Annotated in this window: 21 protein-coding genes and 1 other RNA gene; 1 reads left to right on the top strand and 21 read right to left on the bottom strand. The window is 33.5% G+C overall.

What is annotated here, in order from left to right; genetic code table 11:
* Nucleotides 1-1,112: replication-associated recombination protein A (locus tag IDG60_RS04850; protein WP_206160531.1), on the top strand; the 1,112-nt coding region annotated here is incomplete at its 5' end.
* 160 nt (nt 1,113-1,272) lie between these two features.
* On the opposite strand, the gene IDG60_RS04845 is transcribed toward IDG60_RS04850, so the two are convergent.
* The 21 genes from IDG60_RS04845 to rplU form a co-directional block, all read right to left on the bottom strand.
* On the bottom strand, nt 1,273-2,046 hold the full coding sequence (locus IDG60_RS04845) for a tRNA threonylcarbamoyladenosine dehydratase (protein WP_000682646.1): 774 nt from the start codon (nt 2,044-2,046) through the stop codon (nt 1,273-1,275).
* A complete protein-coding gene (locus tag IDG60_RS04840; RefSeq protein WP_001790559.1) occupies nt 2,046-2,174 on the bottom strand; it encodes a hypothetical protein in 129 nt (42 codons plus the stop codon). The genes IDG60_RS04845 and IDG60_RS04840 overlap by 1 nt, the downstream gene beginning before the upstream one ends.
* 64 nt (nt 2,175-2,238) lie before the next feature.
* Nucleotides 2,239-2,429: non-coding RNA, 6S RNA (gene ssrS, locus IDG60_RS04835), on the bottom strand.
* Between the two features lie 77 nt (nt 2,430-2,506).
* Nucleotides 2,507-4,273, bottom strand: a complete 1,767-nt coding sequence (aspS, locus tag IDG60_RS04830; protein WP_000044799.1) for an aspartate--tRNA ligase — start codon at nt 4,271-4,273, stop codon at nt 2,507-2,509.
* 15 nt (nt 4,274-4,288) lie between these two features.
* Nucleotides 4,289-5,551, bottom strand: coding sequence for a histidine--tRNA ligase (gene hisS / locus IDG60_RS04825; RefSeq protein ID WP_000590826.1), 1,263 nt, complete (start codon nt 5,549-5,551; stop codon nt 4,289-4,291).
* A 460-nt stretch (nt 5,552-6,011) separates the two neighbouring features.
* Nucleotides 6,012-6,887, bottom strand: coding sequence for an N-acetylmuramoyl-L-alanine amidase family protein (locus IDG60_RS04820; protein ID WP_000717800.1), 876 nt, complete (start codon nt 6,885-6,887; stop codon nt 6,012-6,014).
* The gene (gene dtd / locus IDG60_RS04815) at nt 6,884-7,336 is read right to left on the bottom strand and encodes a D-aminoacyl-tRNA deacylase (protein ID WP_000869983.1); all 453 of its coding nucleotides are present in this window, start codon (nt 7,334-7,336) and stop codon (nt 6,884-6,886) included. The genes IDG60_RS04820 and dtd overlap by 4 nt, the downstream gene beginning before the upstream one ends.
* Nucleotides 7,337-7,347: 11 nt before the next feature.
* Nucleotides 7,348-9,537 carry a RelA/SpoT family protein gene (locus IDG60_RS04810; protein ID WP_001058587.1) on the bottom strand — a complete coding sequence of 730 codons (2,190 nt, stop codon included), beginning with the start codon at nt 9,535-9,537 and terminating at the stop codon, nt 7,348-7,350.
* Between the two features lie 427 nt (nt 9,538-9,964).
* Complete coding sequence (locus tag IDG60_RS04805) at nt 9,965-10,483, bottom strand: adenine phosphoribosyltransferase (RefSeq protein ID WP_000364542.1); 519 nt, start codon at nt 10,481-10,483, stop codon at nt 9,965-9,967.
* Nucleotides 10,484-10,504: 21 nt separating this feature from the next.
* A complete protein-coding gene (gene recJ, locus IDG60_RS04800) occupies nt 10,505-12,778 on the bottom strand; it encodes a single-stranded-DNA-specific exonuclease RecJ (protein WP_206160530.1) in 2,274 nt (757 codons plus the stop codon).
* A 202-nt stretch (nt 12,779-12,980) separates the two neighbouring features.
* Nucleotides 12,981-15,260, bottom strand: a complete 2,280-nt coding sequence (secDF, locus tag IDG60_RS04795) for a protein translocase subunit SecDF (protein ID WP_000749795.1) — start codon at nt 15,258-15,260, stop codon at nt 12,981-12,983.
* A gap of 274 nt (nt 15,261-15,534) precedes the next feature.
* A complete protein-coding gene (yajC, locus tag IDG60_RS04790) occupies nt 15,535-15,795 on the bottom strand; it encodes a preprotein translocase subunit YajC (RefSeq protein WP_001160682.1) in 261 nt (86 codons plus the stop codon).
* Between the two features lie 18 nt (nt 15,796-15,813).
* Nucleotides 15,814-16,953, bottom strand: a complete 1,140-nt coding sequence (gene tgt / locus IDG60_RS04785) for a tRNA guanosine(34) transglycosylase Tgt (RefSeq protein WP_001112045.1) — start codon at nt 16,951-16,953, stop codon at nt 15,814-15,816.
* Nucleotides 16,954-16,975: 22 nt separating this feature from the next.
* Nucleotides 16,976-18,001: a tRNA preQ1(34) S-adenosylmethionine ribosyltransferase-isomerase QueA gene (gene queA, locus IDG60_RS04780; protein WP_001019178.1), complete on the bottom strand. Its 1,026-nt coding sequence runs from the start codon at nt 17,999-18,001 to the stop codon at nt 16,976-16,978.
* A 1-nt stretch (nt 18,002) separates the two neighbouring features.
* Nucleotides 18,003-19,007, bottom strand: coding sequence for a Holliday junction branch migration DNA helicase RuvB (ruvB, locus tag IDG60_RS04775; RefSeq protein ID WP_001005768.1), 1,005 nt, complete (start codon nt 19,005-19,007; stop codon nt 18,003-18,005).
* A 31-nt stretch (nt 19,008-19,038) separates the two neighbouring features.
* Nucleotides 19,039-19,641, bottom strand: a complete 603-nt coding sequence (gene ruvA / locus IDG60_RS04770; RefSeq protein ID WP_000271550.1) for a Holliday junction branch migration protein RuvA — start codon at nt 19,639-19,641, stop codon at nt 19,039-19,041.
* 13 nt (nt 19,642-19,654) lie between these two features.
* Entirely contained in the window at nt 19,655-20,110 is a 456-nt protein-coding gene (locus IDG60_RS04765) for an ACT domain-containing protein (protein WP_000368902.1), read from the bottom strand.
* A gap of 12 nt (nt 20,111-20,122) precedes the next feature.
* Complete coding sequence (gene obgE / locus IDG60_RS04760) at nt 20,123-21,415, bottom strand: GTPase ObgE (RefSeq protein ID WP_000496100.1); 1,293 nt, start codon at nt 21,413-21,415, stop codon at nt 20,123-20,125.
* 353 nt (nt 21,416-21,768) lie between these two features.
* Nucleotides 21,769-22,053, bottom strand: coding sequence for a 50S ribosomal protein L27 (rpmA, locus tag IDG60_RS04755; protein WP_000916187.1), 285 nt, complete (start codon nt 22,051-22,053; stop codon nt 21,769-21,771).
* Between the two features lie 11 nt (nt 22,054-22,064).
* On the bottom strand, nt 22,065-22,385 hold the full coding sequence (locus tag IDG60_RS04750; RefSeq protein ID WP_000633692.1) for a ribosomal-processing cysteine protease Prp: 321 nt from the start codon (nt 22,383-22,385) through the stop codon (nt 22,065-22,067).
* 5 nt (nt 22,386-22,390) lie between these two features.
* Nucleotides 22,391-22,699, bottom strand: a complete 309-nt coding sequence (gene rplU, locus IDG60_RS04745) for a 50S ribosomal protein L21 (protein ID WP_000457386.1) — start codon at nt 22,697-22,699, stop codon at nt 22,391-22,393.
* Between the last annotated feature and the right edge of the window lie 163 nt (nt 22,700-22,862).

Genomic DNA, 22,862 nt, shown 5'->3' with positions numbered 1-22,862 from the left:
GTATTGCCAAAGCAATTTCGGGCAGTACGCAATATAAATTCAGACAATTGAATGCTGTAACTAACACTAAAAAAGATATGCAACTTGTTGTTGAAGAAGCTAAAATGTCTGGTCAAGTTATCTTGTTGTTAGATGAAATACATCGACTAGATAAAGCTAAACAAGACTTTTTATTACCTCATTTAGAAAATGGCAAAATCGTCTTGATTGGTGCTACAACTTCAAATCCTTATCATGCTATCAATCCAGCGATTCGTTCAAGAGCGCAAATTTTCGAGTTATATCCTTTAAATGACGAAGATGTGCGCCAAGCGTTAACTCGTGCAATAGAAGATGATGAGAATGGTTTGAAAACATATCAACCCAAAATTGATGAAGATGCCATGACCTACTTTTCTACACAAAGCCAAGGTGATGTTCGTAGTGCGTTAAATGCATTGGAATTAGCTGTATTAAGCGCAGATAATGACAAAGACGGTTATCGACATGTTACATTGCAAGATGCTAAAGACTGTTTACAAAAAGGTGCATTTGTAAGTGATAAGGATGGTGACATGCATTACGATGTTATGAGCGCTTTCCAAAAATCTATCCGTGGTAGCGACGTCAATGCCGCTTTACATTATTTAGCACGATTAATTGAAGCTGGAGATTTACCTACAATAGTTCGACGATTACTTGTAATTAGCTATGAGGATATAGGCTTAGCCTCACCTAATGCTGGTCAGAGAACACTTGCTGCTATTGAATCAGCAGAACGTCTAGGTTTACCAGAAGCTAGAATTCCACTAAGCCAAGCAGTAATCGAACTATGCTTATCACCTAAGTCAAATTCAGCAATGAGTGCCATTGATAGTGCATTGTCCGATATTAGAAACGGTCATGTGGGTCAAATTCCAAATCATTTAAAAGATGGACATTATCAAGGTGCTAAAGATCTAGGCCGATCTATTGGTTACAAATATCCACACCAATATGTTAATGGCTATGTTTCACAGCAATATTTACCTGATAAACTTAAAAACAAAATTTATTATGAACCAAAAACGACATCTAAAAGTGAACAACAACTCAAAGAAATATATAACAACTTACTTAAACAAAGGCCGTAAAAATAAGATTAAATCGATTACCTTTGATATTTTAGCTATAATCAAATCAAAACTGACTAGTATACGAGGCATATTCTACTATGCTTGCGAACTAGTCAGTTTTAGTTTTATGGTGTGGTTACACTTGCCTTACGTTGAAAATTATGACTTTCAAAATGAATTATTGCCCTTTGTCTTTAATGCGACGAACTGGAATATCTTTTAATACGTCATTCACCACATAACTAGCACAAATTAATCCAACAACACTTGGCACAAAGGCATTTGAAGAAGGTGGCATTTGTCCTTTTCGATTGATAGCATTTTTATCTCCAACTATATCTTTTACATCTTCTCTTATGACAATTGGACTTTCATCTGAAAATACAACTGGAATCCCTTTACGAATTCCTAGTTTTTTCAATTTTTGACGAATAATTTTGGCCATTGGATCGGTATGTGTTTTAGAGATATCTGAAATTGTAAAACGTGTTGGATCTGTTTTATTTGCAGCACCCATACTGGAAATCACTTTAATCCCTCGGTCAAGACACTCTTTCATTAAGTGTACTTTGTACATTATTGTATCACTTGCATCTACAAAATAATCTATATCGTAGTTATCGAAAATTTCTTCATATGTCTCTTCTGTATAAAACATATGTAAGGGCGTGACTTTACAATCTGGATTAATTAATTTAATACGTTCTTCCATCAAAGAAACTTTACTTTGTCCTACCGTTGTAGTTAAAGCGTGTAATTGTCTGTTTACATTTGTAATATCAACATCATCTTTATCTATTAATATAATATGACCAATATTCGTTCTTGCTAATGCTTCAGCAGCAAATGAACCAACACCTCCAACGCCAAGTATGACAACAGTTTGTTGCTTCAATAAATCTAAACCTTGTTGTCCAATCGCTAGTTCATTTCTTGAAAATTGATGTTTCATTATTTTACCTCTTTCACTGATTTATACATAAGTACATAGTAACTTAAAATTTTATATTTAGCATTATCGCTTTGATTATTTTCCCAAAATTCAACGAGGAAACATTTATTAAACGCTATAAAACCCAACTAATTCTTTATTAAAAACTTAAAGAAACGCATAAAAATACGCAAGACAAAGTCTTGCGTATCGATAGAGTCCGTATTGCCGTAGTTATAATAGCTTGATCATTCGGCCTGTTATATACAGGTGGGTGCCCTGTTTCTTGTTTTGTACGTCCTTCATATAAGGCGTGTACGCTGCAAGAAAACCCATTGGGCTCCCTTGATCAAAGAGTGTTAGGCCCAAATTAAAAAGCAAACTTACGAACAACTCAGATGACTATCTTATGATGTTATATTACCACATAATTAAAATTAATGAAATTATAACAAACCAAAGTTTATTGATTTTTTAAAATTTAGTGACGAATTCGCAAAGAAAGTTCTTCTAATTGTTTATCAGAAACTTCACCAGGCGCATTCGTTAATAAACATGTAGCAGATGCTGTTTTAGGGAATGCGATTGTATCTCTCAAGTTTGTTCTATTAGTCAATAACATGACTAATCGGTCTAATCCTAATGCAATACCGCCATGTGGTGGTGCACCATATTTAAATGCATCTAGTAAGAAGCCGAACTGTTCTTGTGCTTGTTCTTTAGTAAATCCAAGAACTTCGAACATTTTTTCTTGTAACTCACCATCATGAATTCTGATTGAACCGCCACCTAATTCATAACCATTTAATACTATGTCATAAGCATTTGCCTCAGCTTCTTCTGGCGCAGTGCCAAGCTTAGCAATATCAGCTTCTTTTGGAGATGTAAATGGATGATGTGCTGCAACGTAACGTTTCGCATCTTCATCATATTCTAATAATGGCCAATCTGTCACCCATAAGAAGTTTAATTTTGTTTCATCGATTAAACCTAATTCTTTAGCTAATTTGACACGTAATGCACCTAAACTTTGTGCAACGACATTTGGTTTGTCTGCAACAAACATTACTAAGTCACCAGCTTCAGCACCAGTTAATGTAAGTAATGTTTCAACATTTTCTGTTTCAAAGAAACGTCCAATTGGACCTGTCAAACCATCTTCCACAACTTTAACCCACGCTAATCCTTTAGCACCATAGATGTTTACAAATTCTGTTAAAGCATCCATATCTTTACGAGTATATTGTTCAGCTGCACCTTTAGCGACAATTGCTTTAATTTCACCATCATTTTCAACAGTATCTTTAAATACTTTAAAGTCCATATCACGTCCTAATTGAGAAACGTCAATTAATTCCATTTCAAAACGTGTATCTGGTTTATCAGAACCATAGCGACGCATCGCTTCTTTATATGTCATGCGTGGGAAAGCGCCATTAATTTCAACGCCTTTAACTTCTTTAACAACTTTTTTAAGCATTTCTTCACCCATTTGCATCACATCTTCTTGATCTACAAAACTCATTTCAATATCGACTTGTGTGAATTCAGGTTGACGATCTGCACGTAAATCTTCGTCACGGAAGCATTTTACGATTTGGTAGTATTTGTCAAATCCACTAATCATCAATAATTGCTTAAATAATTGTGGTGATTGTGGTAATGCATAAAATTCACCATCATGAACACGAGATGGTACTAAATAGTCACGTGCACCCTCAGGTGTTGACTTCGTTAGTACTGGTGTTTCGATGTCAAAGAACCCTTCATCATCCAAATATTGACGAATAGAACGTGTAATTTGATGTCTCATTTTAAATGTTTGCGCTAACTCTTGACGACGTAAATCTAAATAACGGTATTTTAATCGAATATTTTCATCAACGTTAACATTTTCTTCATTTATAGAAAATGGTGGTGTCTCAGATTTATTAATCACTTTAATATTTGTAACTTGTACTTCAACTTGGCCAGTTTTAATTTTAGGATTAACTGTTTCAGGGTCACGCTTCGTAACTGTACCTTGAACTTCTACAACATATTCAGAACGTACTGTTTCAGCAATTTTCAATGCCTCTTCTGAAAATGCAGGATTAAACACGACTTGTACAATTCCTTCTCTATCTCTTAAATCAACGAAAATCAATCCACCTAGGTCACGACGATTGTTAACCCATCCTTTTAATGTAATTTCTTGTCCTAAAAATGCTTCAGTAACTAATCCACAATAAGTTGTTCTCTTACTCATATTTTAACGCCCTCTCTACTTCTTAAAATATTCGACTAATGCGTCTAATTCAATTGTTTCAGATTCACCAGTTGTCATATTTTTAACATCGATTTTATTATTTTCTAATTCTTGATCACCAATAACGATTGTAAACTTGGCACCTAAACGGTCTGCTTGTTTCATTTGTCCTTTAATTTTACGCTGTAAGTAGTCTTTATCTGCTTTAATACCATTATGTCTCAAATGATTTAATAACTTCACAGCATATCGATCTGCTTGATCACCCATTGTAACAATGAATAAATCTAAGTTTTCTTCAATATCTAATTCGATACCTTCTTCTTCAAGTGCAAGCAATAATCGTTCTATACTTAGCGCAAAACCAATACCTGTTTCACTTGGACCATCTAGCAATTCTAATAAACCATTATAACGGCCACCACCACAAAGCGTTGTAATGGCACCATCATAGTTAGGATTATCCATCATTAATTCAAATGCTGTATGTGTATAATAATCCAATCCACGAACTAAGTTAGGATCTTCAATATATGGAATACCTAAATCATCTAAATAAGCTTTTACTTGTTCATAATATGCCTTAGATTCCTCATTTAAGAAATCAGTGATTCTAGGTGCAGTCTTAATCGCTTCTTTATCACGGTCAACTTTACAATCCAAAATTCGCATCGGATTTGTATGCAAACGTGATTGACAATCTGAACAAAATTCATGAATTACTGGTTCAAAGTGTTTCACTAACGCTTCGTTATATTCTTTTCGAGACGCCATATCCCCTACACTATTAATAACAAGCTTTAAATGTTTTAATCCAAATGATTGATAAATATGCATAACCATAGCTAATACTTCTGCATCTACGCTAGGATTTTCAGCACCAATAGCTTCTACACCAAATTGATTAAATTGACGATAGCGCCCTTTTTGCTTACGTTCATATCTAAACATCGGTCCATTGTAATAAAGTTTAATTGGTTGGTTTGGATTACCTTGCATTTTATGTTCAATATATGAACGCACAACTGCAGCTGTTCCCTCAGGTCTTAATGTAATACTTCTATCGCCTTTATCTTTAAATGTATACATTTCTTTTTGTACGACATCGGTTGAATCACCAACACCTCTTGCAAAAAGATCTGTACTTTCAAAAATTGGTGTTCTTATTTCTTTATAATTATAAAATGTCATTAATTCATCTAATTGATTTTCAATGTAACGCCATTTCTTTGAATCTTCAGGTAAAATATCCTGCGTCCCTCTAGGTATTTTAATCATTTTGACATCTCCCTCGGCAAACTATTTTATTTAATTACCTTTTTAAAACTAAAACTATATACGATCACTTAACTTTGCATAATAAATCATAATTTTAAAAGCAAAAGAAAAAGCCCTTGCACAGCCTGAAACTGCACAAGGGACGAATATCCGTGTTGCCACCCTCATTGGTTTAAAAAACATGCCTAATTGTAATCATCATTACTTTTTATAAGCGTGCATTAAATAAACCCACTCAAAACGTTTAACGTACGTTTAACGGCTTTACTTTTCATAAAGCACCTCTTCTTGTGTTCAATGTATATAAACTACTCAGCATAATCTTTCAGTCTATGGATTATATTCCTACACAATCTTAGTTAGATTGCTACCTATTTCATTTACCATTTCAAGAATACTAACGGTTTTAGTTATAAAATTCAATATCAATGATAACTACTTTCACATATTTTTGCAAGCCCTACGCAGAAAAATAAATTTTAAGTCCATCAACAATTGCTTGTTCTAAAATTTGTCTATGTAATTGATCTTTAATCATCGTTTCATCAGTTGGGTTACTAATATAACCTAATTCTAATAAAACAGCAGGAACTTTTGTTTGTCTTAACACTTGATAATTTTCTTGTCTTGAACCGCGATTAGAAAGTAAACCTTTCTTCTGAATCGTAGCGTCTAACGTATCTGCTAAAGCTCTTTGATTATCATGATACCAATAAACTGTCATTCCATTTGCATTAGATGATTCTAATGCATCATTATGTATACTCAAATAGGCATCGCCTTTGATATCACGATTTTCTAGTGAAACATATGTATCGTCTGTTCTTGTCATCTTAACAGTTGCGCCTTCTTTTTCTAAAGTACGCTGCAATTCTTTTGCTGTTTTCAACGTATAGTCTTTTTCTAAACTTTTATATTTAGTATTGCTTGAAGCACCCTGGTCACTACCTCCATGACCAGGATCAAGCACTATTGTTTTACCTTGCAAAGGATTTTTCTCCTTCGTATTATCCGCGACAATATCTAAATTTGTGTGCCATCCAGCTATCCAACCTTTTTCATTACTGGATGTATCTTCAACTTCAATCCATTTACCTACTTTACCAATCTTTTTAAAATGGTCACCTTTCTCAACTTTATATATGACTGGATACGCAGCGTTTGGACCTGTACGTAATTCAGCATTTTCAGTTATCGTGATGTTCCCACTATCTTCACTATTGCTATTCAGCAATAAAAATAAAAAGATGATAAATAAGACAAAGGCAATCACTACTATTAGAGTACGTTTATTTTTAAGACCCTTTTTAGATAACCATGCCTCTATTTTTTTCATTGAATTTTGCCGTCCTGACTTTCATAAATAATAGTGACTGGACCATCATTATTTATGCTAACATTCATGTGTGTTCCAAATTCACCTGTTTTCACAGTAAGACCATACGCTCGTAGCGCATCATTAAAATACTCATAAATTTTTACCGCTTGATCAGGATTTTTAGAATTTGAGAAACCTGGACGGTTACCTTTTTTTACATCTGCATAGAGAGTAAATTGTGAAACTGATAGTATTTCACCATTCATTTGTTGGATATTAAAGTTTAATTTATTATTGTCATCTTCAAATAATCTTGCATTAGCAATTTTCTTTGCAATTACATCTGCATCTTGCTCTGTAGAGTTCTGACCGATACCGACTAATAAACAATATCCTTTTTTGATTTGATTATTTAATGTATCATTCGTCACCGATGCTTCTTTAACTCTTTGTACAACTACTTTCATATTTTGCACCTCTAGTTCCAAACTCTTGTTACTGTATAAACATCACCAAGTTGTTTGATCTTTTCTACCACACGATAAACATCATTCACGTTTTTCACCATGACACTAATATTTATTATTGCATTTTTATCAATATCTGAACGTCCTGAAACTTTAATTAAATTGCCGGCTGTCGAGCTAACAGCTTGTAGTACTTCATTCAACAAGCCATTTCGGTCATACGCAGTTACCTCTAAATCAACCTGATATTTTTGAGTTGCGTCTTTTGATTTTACCCATTCAACATTAATTAGTCGTTCAGTTTCGTTCTTAATATTTGGGCAATCAGTGCGATGTACTTTAATACCGTGACCTTTGGTGATATAACCTACAATATCATCACCTGGTATAGGATTACAACATTTTGACAACTTGATAAGTACATTTTCTAAACCTTCTACATAGACACCACTATCAGTAATGATGTTGTCTTTAATAGGCAATGATTTCGTAACTTCTTGTGCTTCATTTAAAGCACGTTGTTTATCTAAAATACGTTGTCTTTCAGTTAATTTATTAACAATCTGTAAGGATGTCACGCCGCCAAATCCTACAGCTGCGAATAAATCATCTTCATTTGCAAAGTTATATTTTTCATTAACAACCTGAATATTTTTCTCTGTCAAAATATCTTCGACTCTAAATCCTTGCTCTTTTATTTCAACTTCAACCATCATTCGGCCTTTTTCAATATTAGATGAACGATCTTGCTTTTTGAAGAAACTTTTAATTTTACCTTTGGCACTAGACGATTTAACAATTTTCAACCAATCACGACTTGGTCCATATGAATGTTTACTAGTACGTATTTCAACAATATCGCCTGTTTGTAAAATATAGTCAATTGGTACAATTTTGCCATTCACCTTGGCACCAATCATCTTATTACCTACTTCACTGTGAATCGCATAAGCAAAATCAATCGGCACAGCACCATATGGCAACTCAATAACATCACTCGCTGGGGTAAATGCGTATACTTTGTCACTCTGTAAGTCATATTTTAAGGTTTCCATAAATTCTTGAGCGTCAGACGATGTATGATCCGCTTCAGCTAATTCTTTTAACCAATTTAACTTATTTTGATAAGTTTGATCTTTTTCACTTACTTTTTTACCTTCTTTGTAAGCCCAGTGTGCTGCAACACCATGCTCAGCAATTTCGTGCATATCAAACGTTCGTATTTGGATTTCGAGCGGGTCTCCATTTGGACCTACTACTGTAGTATGCAATGACTGATACAAATTTTGTTTAGGCATTGCAATATAATCTTTAAAACGTCCTGGCATCGGTTTCCATAACGTATGCACCAACCCAAGTATCGCATAACAATCATTAATAGAATTGACAATAACACGTATCGCCAACAAATCAAAAATTTGATCAAATTGTTTTTTCTGCTTCATCATTTTCCGATAAATACTGTAAATATGTTTAGGTCTACCATTTATATCGCCTTCGATATTCATTCGGTCCATTTCAGTACGTATTCTATCAATAGCCGTTTCGATATACGCTTCACGTTCACTACGTTTCTTCTTCATTAAATTGACTATTCTAAAATATTGCACATTATCAATATAACGAAGAGCCGTATCTTCTAGTTCCCATTTAATTGTATTAATACCAAGACGATGTGCTAAAGGTGCATAAATTTCTAATGTTTCTCGAGAAATTCTAATTTGTTTTTCACGCGGCATGGCTTTCAAGGTACGCATATTATGTAATCTGTCTGCTAATTTCACCAAAATTACGCGTACATCTTTGGCAATCGCAATAAATAACTTGCGATGATTTTCAGCTTGTTGTTCTTCTTTTGAGCGGTATTTTACTTTTTTAAGCTTCGTCACACCATCAACAATTCGAGCAACTTCTTCATTGAACATTTCTTTTACATCTTCAAATGTATACGGTGTATCTTCAATTACATCATGCAAAAAACCTGCGACAATCGTCGGTCCGTCTAATCGCATTTCTGTTAAAATACCTGCAACTTGTATAGGATGCATAATGTATGGTAATCCGTTTTTTCGGAACTGACCTTTATGTGCTTCATAAGCAATATGATAGCTTTTTAAAACATACTCATATTCATCTGCTGACAAATATGATTTTGCTTTGTGAAGAACTTCATCTGCACTATATGGATATTCGTTGTTCATTATATGATACACCCCATTCATATTTATTACTTCGCCTTAAACAATGATTTAGGTACTCTTGTTGAATAGTATTTGTCCCACACCAATCATACGTCCGTCGACGATAAATATTTATCCTGTCGTCATTAATCGTAATATTAATTTTACTTGAGCGAGTTTAATTTGTATACTATTCCTACTTTTAAAACTTTTACAAAAATTCGACCTAAATCTACTGTTTCATTTTTTAAATATTAGTTCTATGATACTACAATTTATGAAATAAATAAACGATGTTATTAAGGTATAATGCTCAATCATCTAACATTTTCAGTAAATAAAAAATCCTAACATCTCATGTTAAGAAAACTTAAACAACTTTTTTAATTAAGTCATTGGTTCTTATACATTTGATGAAGGATTTCATTTGATAAAATTATATTATTTATTATTCGTCGTATGAGATTAAACTCATAACATCGTAATCTTTAATTTTTTCAATACCATTTAAATATTTCAATTCAATTATAAATGCAATACCTACTACGATACCGCCTAATTTTTCAACTAATTTTATTGCTGCTTCAATCGTACCACCAGTAGCTAATAAATCATCTGTAATTAACACACGTTGACCTGGTTTAATTGCATCTTTGTGCATTGTTAAAACATTTGTACCATATTCTAGGTCATACTCATAACGAATGACTTCACGAGGTAATTTCCCTTCTTTTCTAACAGGTGCAAAGCCAATCCCCATTGAATAAGCTACAGGACAGCCAATGATAAAGCCACGCGCTTCAGGTCCTACAACGATATCAACATCTCTGTCTTTTGCGTATTCTACAATTTTATCTGTTGCATAGCCATATGCTTCACCATTATCCATAATTGTAGTAATATCCTTGAAACTAACACCTGGTTTCGGCCAATCTTGAACTTCTGATACGTATTGCTTTAAATCCATTAATATTTCCTCCTAAATTGCTCACGACAATTGTGACTTTATCCAATTTTTTATTTCTGAAAAATCTTGATATAATAATTGCTTTTCAACATCCATACGTTGTTGTCTTAATTGATATACTTTGCTGGAATCAATCGATCTTTTATCAGGTTGTTGATTGATTCGAATTAAACCATCTTCTTGTGTTACAAATTTTAAGTCTAAGAAAACTTTCAACATGAATTTAAGTGTATCTGGTTTCACACTTAAATGTTGACACAATAACATACCCTCTTTCTGGATATTTGTTTCTTGTTTAGTTATTAATGCTTTATAACACTTTTTAAAAATATCCATATTAGGTATACCATCGAAGTAAATCGAATGATTATGTTGCAAAACTATATAAAGTTGAGAAAATTGCAGTTGTTGCAAGGAATTAGACAAGTCTTCCATTGACGTTGGTAAATCTCTTAATACTACTTTATCAGTTTGTTGTTTAATTTCTTCACCATAATAATATTCATTCGCATTTACTTTATCACTTTTAGGATGAATAAGCACGACAATATTTTCATCATTTTCTGTAAAAGGTAAACTTTTTCGCTTACTTCTATAATCTAATATTTGCTGTTCATTCATCGCAATATCTTGAATAATTATTTGCGGTGATTGATTACCATTCCATTCGTTGATTTGAACAGATCCTAATATATTAATTGGCTGTTCATCTTGTAACTCAGGTTCTAAGTGTCCATTTTGCCAAAATAGCGCGGCGATATTACTTTCACCAAGTGTCAATTTTAGATGATTTTTTTGTTGACCTATCGCCTTAACTGAAGAAACTGATAAATCATCCATTTCAAAAATAGGTCTAGAAAAATCTGTTCCGAAGGGTCTTAAACGATTCATATCACGAATATTTTTAATCGTTATATCATTTTCTGTTAATAATACGTCTACTGGCTTTACGGGATCTAACGAAGTTGTTTTAGATAATTCTTTCATCCATTTATTTAAACCTTCAGCTAACGATTCTATATTTTCAATATCCATCGTCATACCTGCAGCCATATGATGGCCGCCAAATTTAGCGATTAACTCTTGATGTGCTGATAGTATTTCAAACATCGACACTTGATCAATTGATCTGGCGGAACCTTTTGCATGATTTTGCTCCCTATCAATATTTAAAATTAATGTTGGCAAAGCAAATGTTTCGACAATTTTCGAAGCAACAATACCTAAGACACCTTCATGCCAATTTTCTTTTGCTAAAAGTAAAAATAAATCTCCCTTTTTAACTTTCGTTTCTGCCATAGCCATTGCTTCTTCTGTGATAGTTGCTACAATATCTTTTCTTTCACGGTTAAAATGTTCAACTTGTTCTGCTAAAAATGCAGCTTCTTCTTCGTCGTCAGTCATCAACAATTCGCAAGCTAATGATGCGTCATCTAAACGACCTACAGCATTAAGTCTAGGTCCAATAATAAAACCAATTGTTTCTTCATCAATATTGTCATTGTATCCCGCTTCTTTTAGCAATGCTTTAACAGAGGTCGGACATTGATCATTTAAGACTTTTAATCCTTGTTTCACTAATGATCGATTTTCATCAGTTAAGGATACTAAATCCGCAATGGTACCTATCGCAACTAATGCTTTAAAATAATCAGGTACATTTTCAATCAATGCTTGTGCTAATTTGTATGCAACACCTGCACCACACAATTGTTGGAACGGATAATTAAACGATGGATGCATTGGATGTACGATTGCATATGCTTCTGGTAATGTACTACCAATTTCATGATGATCAGTTACAATGACATCAACTCCTAAATCTTGAACCATTTTAATTTCATTATGACCTTGTATGCCATTATCAACAGTTATGATTAATGTTATGCCTTCATCATGAGCATTTCTAAATGCTAGTTCGTTTGGTCCATATCCTTCGGTAAAGCGGTTAGGAATATGCCATCCTACTTGTGCACCTAAAAGTTGTAATGTTGTCACTAAAATTGTAGTTGAGGTAACACCGTCGGCATCGTAATCACCATAAACTAGGATTTTCTCATCATTCGCTATCGCTCTTTTAATTCTTTCAATAGCCTTAGTCATATCGCTCAATTGCAATGCATCATGATTGACATCTGTGTCTGAAATGATGGATTCAATTGCTTGTTCATCAATAATCGATTTACTTTCTAATATTTTTTTTACGATTGGCGTTAACTTTAATTTTGATGTTAATTCATCACTTATGTATTCAGCTGGTTTAGTTAATTTCCACTTATACTTCGGTTTAATCATATATATTTACGCCTCATTTCCAAAAGACATTATATCTAAAATTACTTTAAATAAAAAGCACTTATCTAAATAATCAAGACTTTAATTATACCATTTTTTAAAAATGAATGCGGGAACTTATTTATATATATTTTGTTAAATTTAAATAAAGTAAAAAGCGGTATGTGAACTCTTTATTGTTTCACATACCGCTTAATTCATTTTAAACTAAAATCTTTTCATCGTTCGATTTCTTTTCTTTATATACAACTAATTTGTGTTTCGGCGATTTTTTCAACTGACGTTTTTTCATTATTCCCCATAGCGGAACGGCAATGAAGATTGAAGAGAATACACCAGAAATCAATCCGATAAATAATGCTAAAGTAAAGTTGAATATCGTAGGAGCACCGAAGAATAGTATAGCAACTACTACTACAATAACTGTTAATACTGTATTAATTGAACGTGTCATTGTCTGTCTAATTGATCTATTAACGATATCATCAATTTGTTCTGTTGTCGTAATCACTTTAACCTTTTGTAAGTTTTCACGTACACGGTCAAACGTTACGATTGTATCATTAATTGAATAACCGACAATTGTTAATACAGCGGCGATAAATGTTAAATCTACTTCAATTCTAAATAAACTGAAAATCGCTACTATAATGAATACATCATGTAATAATGCCAATACAGATGAAAGACCCATTCGCCATTCAAATCGTAATGATACATAGATGATGATACCTATCGATGCATAGATTAATGCAAGCATTGCATTTTTTGCTAATTCCTGTCCAATAATTGGTGATACAGTATTAATTTGAGGTGTGTCACCGAATTTCGATTTAATATTATCACTCAATTTATTATCTTGAGCACGCGTTAAATCGTCTTTAAATTGAACAGTTGCTACTTTATTATCTTTACCATTGATTTGAATTTGATCCGCTTTAAGTCCACTATCTTTTACAACTTGCTCAACCTTTTGTTGAGTAATTGCTTGTTTAGATTGGAAATCTACACGTGTACCACTTGAGAAATCAATTCCTAAGTTTAACTTGAAGATATAAAGAATAACTAAACCGACAACTACAATTAAAATACTTACTCCAATTAATGGCTTAGCTAATTTAACAAAATTCCATTTCTCGAATGAAGTTTTAAGGTCATGAACATCTACACCTTCATTAATATCATGTCGTTTATTCTTTTTAACACCAAATAACCAAAATTGATTTTTGAATATATTTGATGAAACAAGTAATGATAATAAGAATCTTGATAAGAACACGGCTGTAACAAAGATCATTAGAATACCTAATAATAACATTGTCGCGAAACCTTTAACTGAACTTTCACCGAAGAAGAATAATACTGCTGCGGCGATAACTGTTGTTAAGTTAGAATCAAAAATTGTTAGGAATGAACTTTTGTTTGCTTTAGAAAAGGCTTGCTTTATCGTTCTACCTATTCGAAGTTCATCCTTAATACGCTCATACATGATAATATTGGCATCTACAGCCATACCTACACCTAATACCAACGCCGCTAATCCTGGTAAAGTTAGAACCCCGGAAATGAAATTAAATGCTACTAACGTTAGATAGATATAAGTTGTCAATGCAATAATCGCTACTAAACCAGGTAATCGGTAGAATCCAAGCATGAATAAATAAATTAATGCTACACCAATAAACGATGCAAACACAGTTTTATCTAATGCATCTTGACCAAATTGGGCACCTACTGAGTTTGAATAAATTTCTTTCAAGTCAACTGGTAAAGAACCTGCATTTAACAATTCGGCGATTTGTTTTGCTTTTTTAACGCCTTCTTGTCCTTTAAATCCACCCGAGATTTCTACGCTATCAGAATTGATTGGTTGATCAACACTTGCTGCAGAAATAAATTTAGGGTTTTTCTTTTGTGCTTCTTTTTTATAGCTGTCACCTTTTTTGAAATCTAACCAAACAACCATGACATTATCACGTTTCTTAGAGATTTCTTCCGTTACTTTTTTAAATTTGTTTTTGTCTTTTACTTTAAAAGTAACTGTAGGCTGGTTTGTTTCCTGTTTAAATTCTTGTTTGGCAGATCCCTGTTTAATATCAGAACCGCTTAATTTTACTTTATCTTCTGCATCGCGAATTGTTAAATTAGCTTGAGAAGATAAAATTTTACGTGCTTCATTCTGGTCTGTTACACCAGCAAGTTGAACTCTAATTCTATTAGGTTCTTCAACTTGAATTTTAGGTTCCGAAACACCTAAAACGTTAACACGATTTTCTAATGTTTGCGCTGTTGATTGTAAGGCTTTTTTATCTATTTTGTCGCCTTTATTTAAAGGATCGACTTGATAAAGCACCTCAAATCCACCTTGCAAATCAAGTCCTAAATTGACATTCTTTATAACACTTTTATAAGTTGCAGCCATTCCGGCAAACAACAATACGACTAAAAGCAAGAACGCAATTATTCTACTACTTTTCTTCACATGAACACCTCATTATTTACGTATGTATTTAGAATACTTGAATACTATTTTATAACGCAAGTTAAATCTTTCTTACAAAATTTATTAGCCTTATACATATTAACATACTAGAGCAGGGAGTAAAAATAGTCATAGATATATTTAATTTAAATTTAACAATTATTATGTATCACAATTTCTTTTTTTGGAATAAAAATAAGCTATTCTACATACTACTTATAACTTAAAAAGGATGAAACGCTATTCGTTTCATCCTTTTTAATACCACTTCTCGTTATGAAGGGTCAACTTGTTTAATAGCAGGTTTTTCGAAAGTTAATTCAGTACCATGACCATTAACTGTAATAACAACAGTTGTTTCATCTACTGCTTTAACAGTACCTTTAATACCACCAATAGTTGTAATTCTTTGACCAGATTGAATGTTATTAATCAACTCACGATGCTGTTTCGCACGTTTTTGTTGTGGTCTGATCATCAAGAAATACATAACCGCAAAAATTACGACTATATATATTAGTAATGAAAATTGCATTTTATACGCTCCTCTTGCTTAAAAGTTTTTTGGGTTCTCAACATTTAATCCATATTGCTCGAAGAATTCTTCTTTGAAATCTAAAAGACGATCTTCTCGAATGGCTTGTCTTATATCTTCCATTAATTTTAGCAGAAAATGTAAATTATGAATAGTAGTAAGACGAATACCAAAAGTTTCCTCTGCCTTGATTAAATGACGTATATACGCTCTTGAATAGTTTTGACATGTATAACAGTCACAATTCTCATCTAACGGTCTTAAATCATCTGCAAATTTTGCATTTTTAATAACTAAACGACCTTGCGATGTCATACAAGTACCATTTCTGGCAATACGTGTCGGTAAGACACAATCAAACATATCCATGCCGCGAATACTACATTCGATTAACGCATCTGGAGATCCTACACCCATTAAATATCTTGGTTTATCTTTAGGCATAAACTGCTCTGTATGTTCAACCATTTTATACATAACCGGTTTAGGTTCACCAACTGACAAACCGCCGATTGCATAACCAGGAAAATCTAATTCTACTAAATCCTTTGCACTTTGTTCTCTTAAATCTTCATATTCGCCACCTTGTATAATGCCGAACAATGCTTGATCTTCAGGTCTTTGGTGTGCATCTAGACATCTTTTCGCCCAACGTGTTGTACGTTCAATAGATTTTTTTACATAATCATATTCAGCAGGCATCGGTGGACATTCATCAAATGCCATCATAATATCAGATCCTAAATCATTTTGAATTTGCATTGATTTCTCAGGACTCAAAAATAATTTAGACCCATTAGTATGATGTCTAAATTCCACGCCTTCTTCTGTAATTTTACGTAAATTACTTAAACTAAACACTTGGAAACCGCCTGAATCTGTAAGAATCGGACCATCCCAATTCATGAATTTATGTAATCCCCCAGCGTGTTTGATAATATCATTTCCGGGTTGTAACCACAAATGATATGTGTTGCCCAAAATGATTTTTGCTTCAATTTGTCTTAACTCTTCTGGACTCATTGTTTTAACGGTTGCTTTAGTACCAACTGGCATAAACATAGGTGTTTCAAATGAACCGTGTGGTGTGTGCACGATACCTAAACGCGCACCTGATTGTTTACAAGTTTTAATGTGTTCGTATGTTACTGCAGGCATATTCAAAATCCTCACATTCTTTTTATATAATTAACATTGCATCGCCAAAACTAAAGAATCTATATTCTAAATTTACTGCTGTTTTATAAGCATTCAGAACATTTTCACGAGTACTAAACGCTGATACTAGCATAACTAATGTTGATTTTGGTAAATGAAAATTAGTAATCTGGCCATCAATTGCTTTAAAATCAAATCCTGGATAAATAAATATATTAGTCCAGCCACTCGTTTCAACAAATTTATCATGATCGCGTCGAATTGTTTCAAGTGTACGTGTTGAAGTTGTACCAACTGATATAATGCGATGTCCTTTGGACTTAGTATCATTTAATAAATCAGCTGTTTCTTGTGTCATTTGATAATATTCACTATGCATTTCGTGGTCATTCACATCATCGACGCTCACCGGTCTAAACGTACCTAACCCAACATGTAATGTAACAAATGCGATATTAACGCCTTTATTTTTAATTTCAGTTAATAACTCATCAGTAAAATGTAATCCTGCTGTTGGTGCTGCCGCTGAACCACTTTCTTTAGCGTAAACTGTTTGATAACGATCTGGATCATCTAAACGTTCTTTGATGTATGGTGGCAGTGGCATTTCCCCTAATTCATCTAATCTTTCTTGTAAAATACCTTCATAATGTAAACGCATGATGCGTCCACCTTGATCCATTTCTTTTATGCACTCAGCTATAATTTTGCCATTACCAAAATTCAATTTATTACCAACTTTAATACGCTTAGCTGGTTTCAGTAAGACTTCCCAATCATTACCTTCAATTTGAGTTAACATTAACATTTCAACTTTTGCACCAGTTTCTTCTTTTAAACCAAAAAGTCTAGCTGGCATTACTCGCGTATCGTTAAGCACTAATGTATCACCAGGTCTAAAATACTCAATGATATCTTTGAAATGTAAATGTTTCATTTCACCAGTTTCTCTATCCATGACTAATAAACGACTATGATCACGATCTTTTAAAGGCGTTTGAGCAATTAATGATTCTGGTAAGTCATAGTCAAATTCTTCAATATTCACGTTATCCTCTCTCCTCATTCGACTTTGCAAAATGTTCATAAGCTAATGGTGTTGCTTTTCTGCCACGTGGCGTACGTTCTAAAAAGCCTTTCTGAATAAGAAATGGCTCATAAACGTCCTCAATTGTAATACGTTCTTCACCAATTGTTACGGCAATCGTATCTAAACCAACAGGTCCACCATTATACTGCTTAATAATACAGTTCATCATTTTATGATCAATGTAATCTAGTCCGTGTTGATCAACTTGAAGTAAACCTAATGCGTGCTTCGTTGTTTCAATGTATATTTGTTCATCTTCATTCACTTGCTGGAAGTCTCTTACCCGCTTCAATAGTCGATTTGCTACTCTTGGAGTCCCTCTAGAACGTTTAGCAAGTTCAATGGCACTTTCTTCATCAATACCTGTGCCTAAAACCTCAGCTGTTCTAATAATGATTTCTTTTAAATCTGATTCATTATAATATTCTAATCTTAAGTGCACACCAAATCGATCCCTTAGTGGACCTGTTAAGCTGCCAGCTCGCGTTGTTGCACCTACCAAAGTGAATGGAGGTAAGTCGATACGGATACTTCTAGCCTCATCGCCTTTACCAATGATAATATCTAAAAAGAAATCTTCCATTGCAGGGTATAACACTTCTTCAACAACACTACTCAGTCTGTGTATTTCATCAATAAACAATACATCTCCAGGTTGAAGTCCTGATAAAATTGCAGCCAAATCACCAGGTCTTTCTAATGAAGGCCCTGATACTGTACGTATATTAACTTCCATTTCATTGGCAATGATATTAGATAATGTTGTCTTACCTAATCCAGGGGGGCCAAAAAGCAATACATGATCTAATGGTTCATGACGAAGTTTAGCCGCTTTAATAAATACTTCTAAATTACTTTTTATTGAATTTTGACCAATATATTGTCGTAATCTCGTAGGTCTAAGCGACAATTCGAAATCAGTTTCTTCACTATGCATTGATTGATCAACCATACGCTCATTCATGACAACACTTCCCCTATTAATCTATTTAAAATTAAGATACAACTAATTGAAGACCTGCCTTAACAGCTTCATCAACTGAGTCATATTTATTTTTATTTAACGTTTTCTCAACTTTTGCAAGCTCTCGTTTAGAATAACCTAATGCTTCTAACGCTAACATTGCTTCTTGCACGAATTGATCTTGCACCGTCGAAGTAGCGTCTACTTGTAATAATGAATCGCTATCTTCTTCAGTGATTTTCACTTTACCTTTTAAATCTAAGACAATCTGTCTTGCCGTTTTCTTACCAATTCCTGGGAATTTAGTTAAATACGTATCATTTTCATTTTCAATGGCACGTTTTACTTCATTAGGCGTACTTGTCGCTAAAATAGCTAAAGCTGATTTCGGACCAATACCAGTAACTTTAATTAAACTCAAGAACATATCTTTCTCTTCTTCACTACTAAATCCATACAATAATTGTGCATCTTCACGAACAATTAAAGATGTACGAATTAAAACTTCATGATCTAGATGCTTTTGAAAACGATAAGAATTTGGTGTTTGAATTTCATAACCAACACCAGCAGTTTCAACAACTACGTGTGTAGGATATAAATGTGTTAACTTACCTTTGACATACGCGTACATTATAGGCACATCCTTACATACTCATACTAATTAATTCTACTTTTGATACATAATCTAAATTTCTCAAAGCACCAATAACATCTTCTACTGAAGTTTCTTTAGATTTAGCATTCAGTGATAATGTTATTGTTGCTTTTTCTTCCATTGGAATACTTTGATGAATCGTTAATACAGATAGTTCTAACTTTGATATAACATCTAGTACACGTGCCAACATACCCACAATATCAGTTACATATAAAATTAATGTAAATTCTCGATGGTCAAGCATTTTATCGTCTACTGGAAATATCGTTTCTCTATATTTATAAAAAGCACTTCTAGATAGATCAAACTGTTTAACGGCATCATAAATGGACAATGTCGGATCACTTTTTAAGGCATCTTTAATCTTCAATGTTTTAACCACGGATTCAGGCAAGACATCTTCTCTAATTAAATAAAACTTTTTATAATCTTTATTGTCCATCATGTTACGCTCCTATTCAACGAATTCAAATTCTCCGCCAAGAATTCTAACGATATCACCATTTTTACAACCACGTTCTCTAAGTGCATCATCAATACCCATCGAACGCATTTGACGAGCAAATCGACGTACTGCTGGATCACTGTTAAAGTCAGTCATTTTAAACATTCTTTCAATAGCATTACCACTTACCACATAAGCACCATCATCATCTCTTGAAATTGTAAATTTATCTTGTGACGGTGTATGTTTATATAATACTCGGTTAATGCCAACTGACTCCTCTTCTTCAACTGTGAAGTCAACATCTTTATATTCTTCTAATTTATCTGCTATTGCATATAATAATTGATCAATATTATCACGCGTTATTGTTGAAACTGGAATAACTGGCACATCTTCGCCAATTTCTTCTTTAAACAAGTTTAAATTATCTTGTGATTCAGGTAAATCCATCTTGTTAGCTACTACGATTTGAGGTCTATCTTCTAAACGTTGCTCGTACGCAGCTAATTCTTGATTAATGACTTTATAATCTTCAATAGGTTCTCTACCTTCAGAACCGCTCATATCAATCATGTGAACAATAACTTTTGTTCTCTCTACATGTCTTAAAAATTGATGTCCTAATCCAACGCCATCAGATGCACCTTCAATTAAACCTGGTAAATCTGCCATAACAAAACTACGTTGATCAGGCGTTGAAACAACACCTAGATTTGGTTTAATCGTTGTAAAATGATATGCCCCAATTTTAGGCTTAGCTTTTGAAACGATAGATAATAAAGTCGATTTACCCACACTAGGGAAACCTACTAATCCTACATCAGCTAATAATTTCAATTCTAAAGATACATCTAATTCCTCACCTGGTTCACCTTTTTCACTGAAGTCAGGTGCAGGGTTTCTAGGTGTTGCAAAACGTGAATTACCTCGGCCACCTCGACCGCCCTTCGCTACTACAGCTCTTTGACCATCTTCAACAAGATCTGCTAACACTTCGTCTGTTTCAACATTTTTAATAATTGTACCAGGTGGAACTTTTAATACTAAATCTTCCGCATTTTTACCATGCATATTACTACTTTGGCCATTTTCACCTTTGCTTGCTTTAAAATGACGTTGATATCTAAAATCTAATAACGTTCTTAAACCTTCATCCACTTCAAATACGACTGAAGCACCTTTACCACCGTCACCGCCAGCTGGTCCACCAAATGGTACATATTTTTCTCTTCTATATGCGGTAATACCATTACCACCATCACCGGCTTTAAGAGATATTTTGACTTGATCGACAAACATATATCTCACCTCTTTTACATATAATTTTCATTTTCCCAATAATTATAGCATATTAGAGCCCCTTATATATTGTAAATAATTAGGGGCTCTTATGCAGTTGCTTTTAAATTTACTTTACTCAAATTGCTGATATTTCCGAATACCAAATATGATACTTTTTTTGCTTTTTATACTGCAACTGTATTCTTTTGTCCCCTTATAGTTTAGCGATTAGGGGCTCTTATGCAGTTGTACATTTAGTATAACGTCTAAAATTCCCATTTTTTAATAACATAATTAAAATAATAATGAAAAACCTTTTATAAAAAGTAAAAAACACCAGAAGATTCACTTCTGGTGTTAACTAGACAAAATTATTCAGCTACTGCATATACAGAAACTTGTTTTTTGTCGCGACCTTTACGTTCGAATTTAACAACGCCGTCGATTTTAGCGAATAATGTATCATCGCCACCACGACCTACATTTTCACCAGGGTAAATTTTAGTACCACGTTGGCGATATAAAATTGAACCACCTGTTACGAATTGACCGTCAGCACGTTTAGCACCTAAGCGTTTTGATTCAGAGTCACGTCCGTTTTTTGTAGAACTTACCCCTTTTTTAGATGCGAAGAATTGTAAGTTTAATTTTAACATCGGAATGCACCTCACTTATAATTTAATCTAATATTCTCATTATATTCTTCTTCAATAGTTTGTAAAGACACAAGCATTGTTTGAAGAATTAGTTGCGCTTCATCGTTATTTGTATCAACGCTTCTTATATGAAAATGACCACCATTGTCGTCATAATTGATATCTGGTCTCTCAGATGTCAATCCTATAATCGCATTAACACTACCAAACAATACAGCTGAAGCTCCAGCACAAACGATATCATGACCATATTCACCATGGTCAGCATGGCCATCCATAATAACGTCTGTTACTTTGCCTTCATCATTAACTGTAATATCAACAGTAATCATAATAATTACGCGTTGATTTTATCGATTGTTAATTTAGTGTATGGTTGACGATGGCCTTTTTTACGTTTTGAATTTTTACGACGTTTGTATGTGAATACAGTGATTTTTTTACCGCGACCTTGTTTATTAACAGTAGCAGTAACTGTTGCACCTTCAACTGTTGGCGCTCCAACTTTAACTGAATCTCCACCTACAAATAATACTTTATCAAATGTAAAAGTATCTCCTTCGTTTACGTCTAATTTTTCAACGAAGATTTCTTGACCTTCTTCTACTTTGATTTGTTTTCCACCTGTTTCAATAATAGCAAACATACTCTGCACCTCCTGTATAATAAGTCACGCCATACATAGGTGACATTTCGTTATTGAGTCAAGCGTTTGCACTCTACGTTGTTTCGGTCGCAACTCGAGTCATTTATAAACATAAACTCTTCTCGTTTCTTCCTTCAACGCCTTGATTGACAATCGCTTTCTT

The sequence above is a fragment of the Staphylococcus sp. EG-SA-2 genome (genome assembly GCF_017152085.1).
This window is presented reverse-complemented; position numbering and strand designations above follow the sequence as displayed.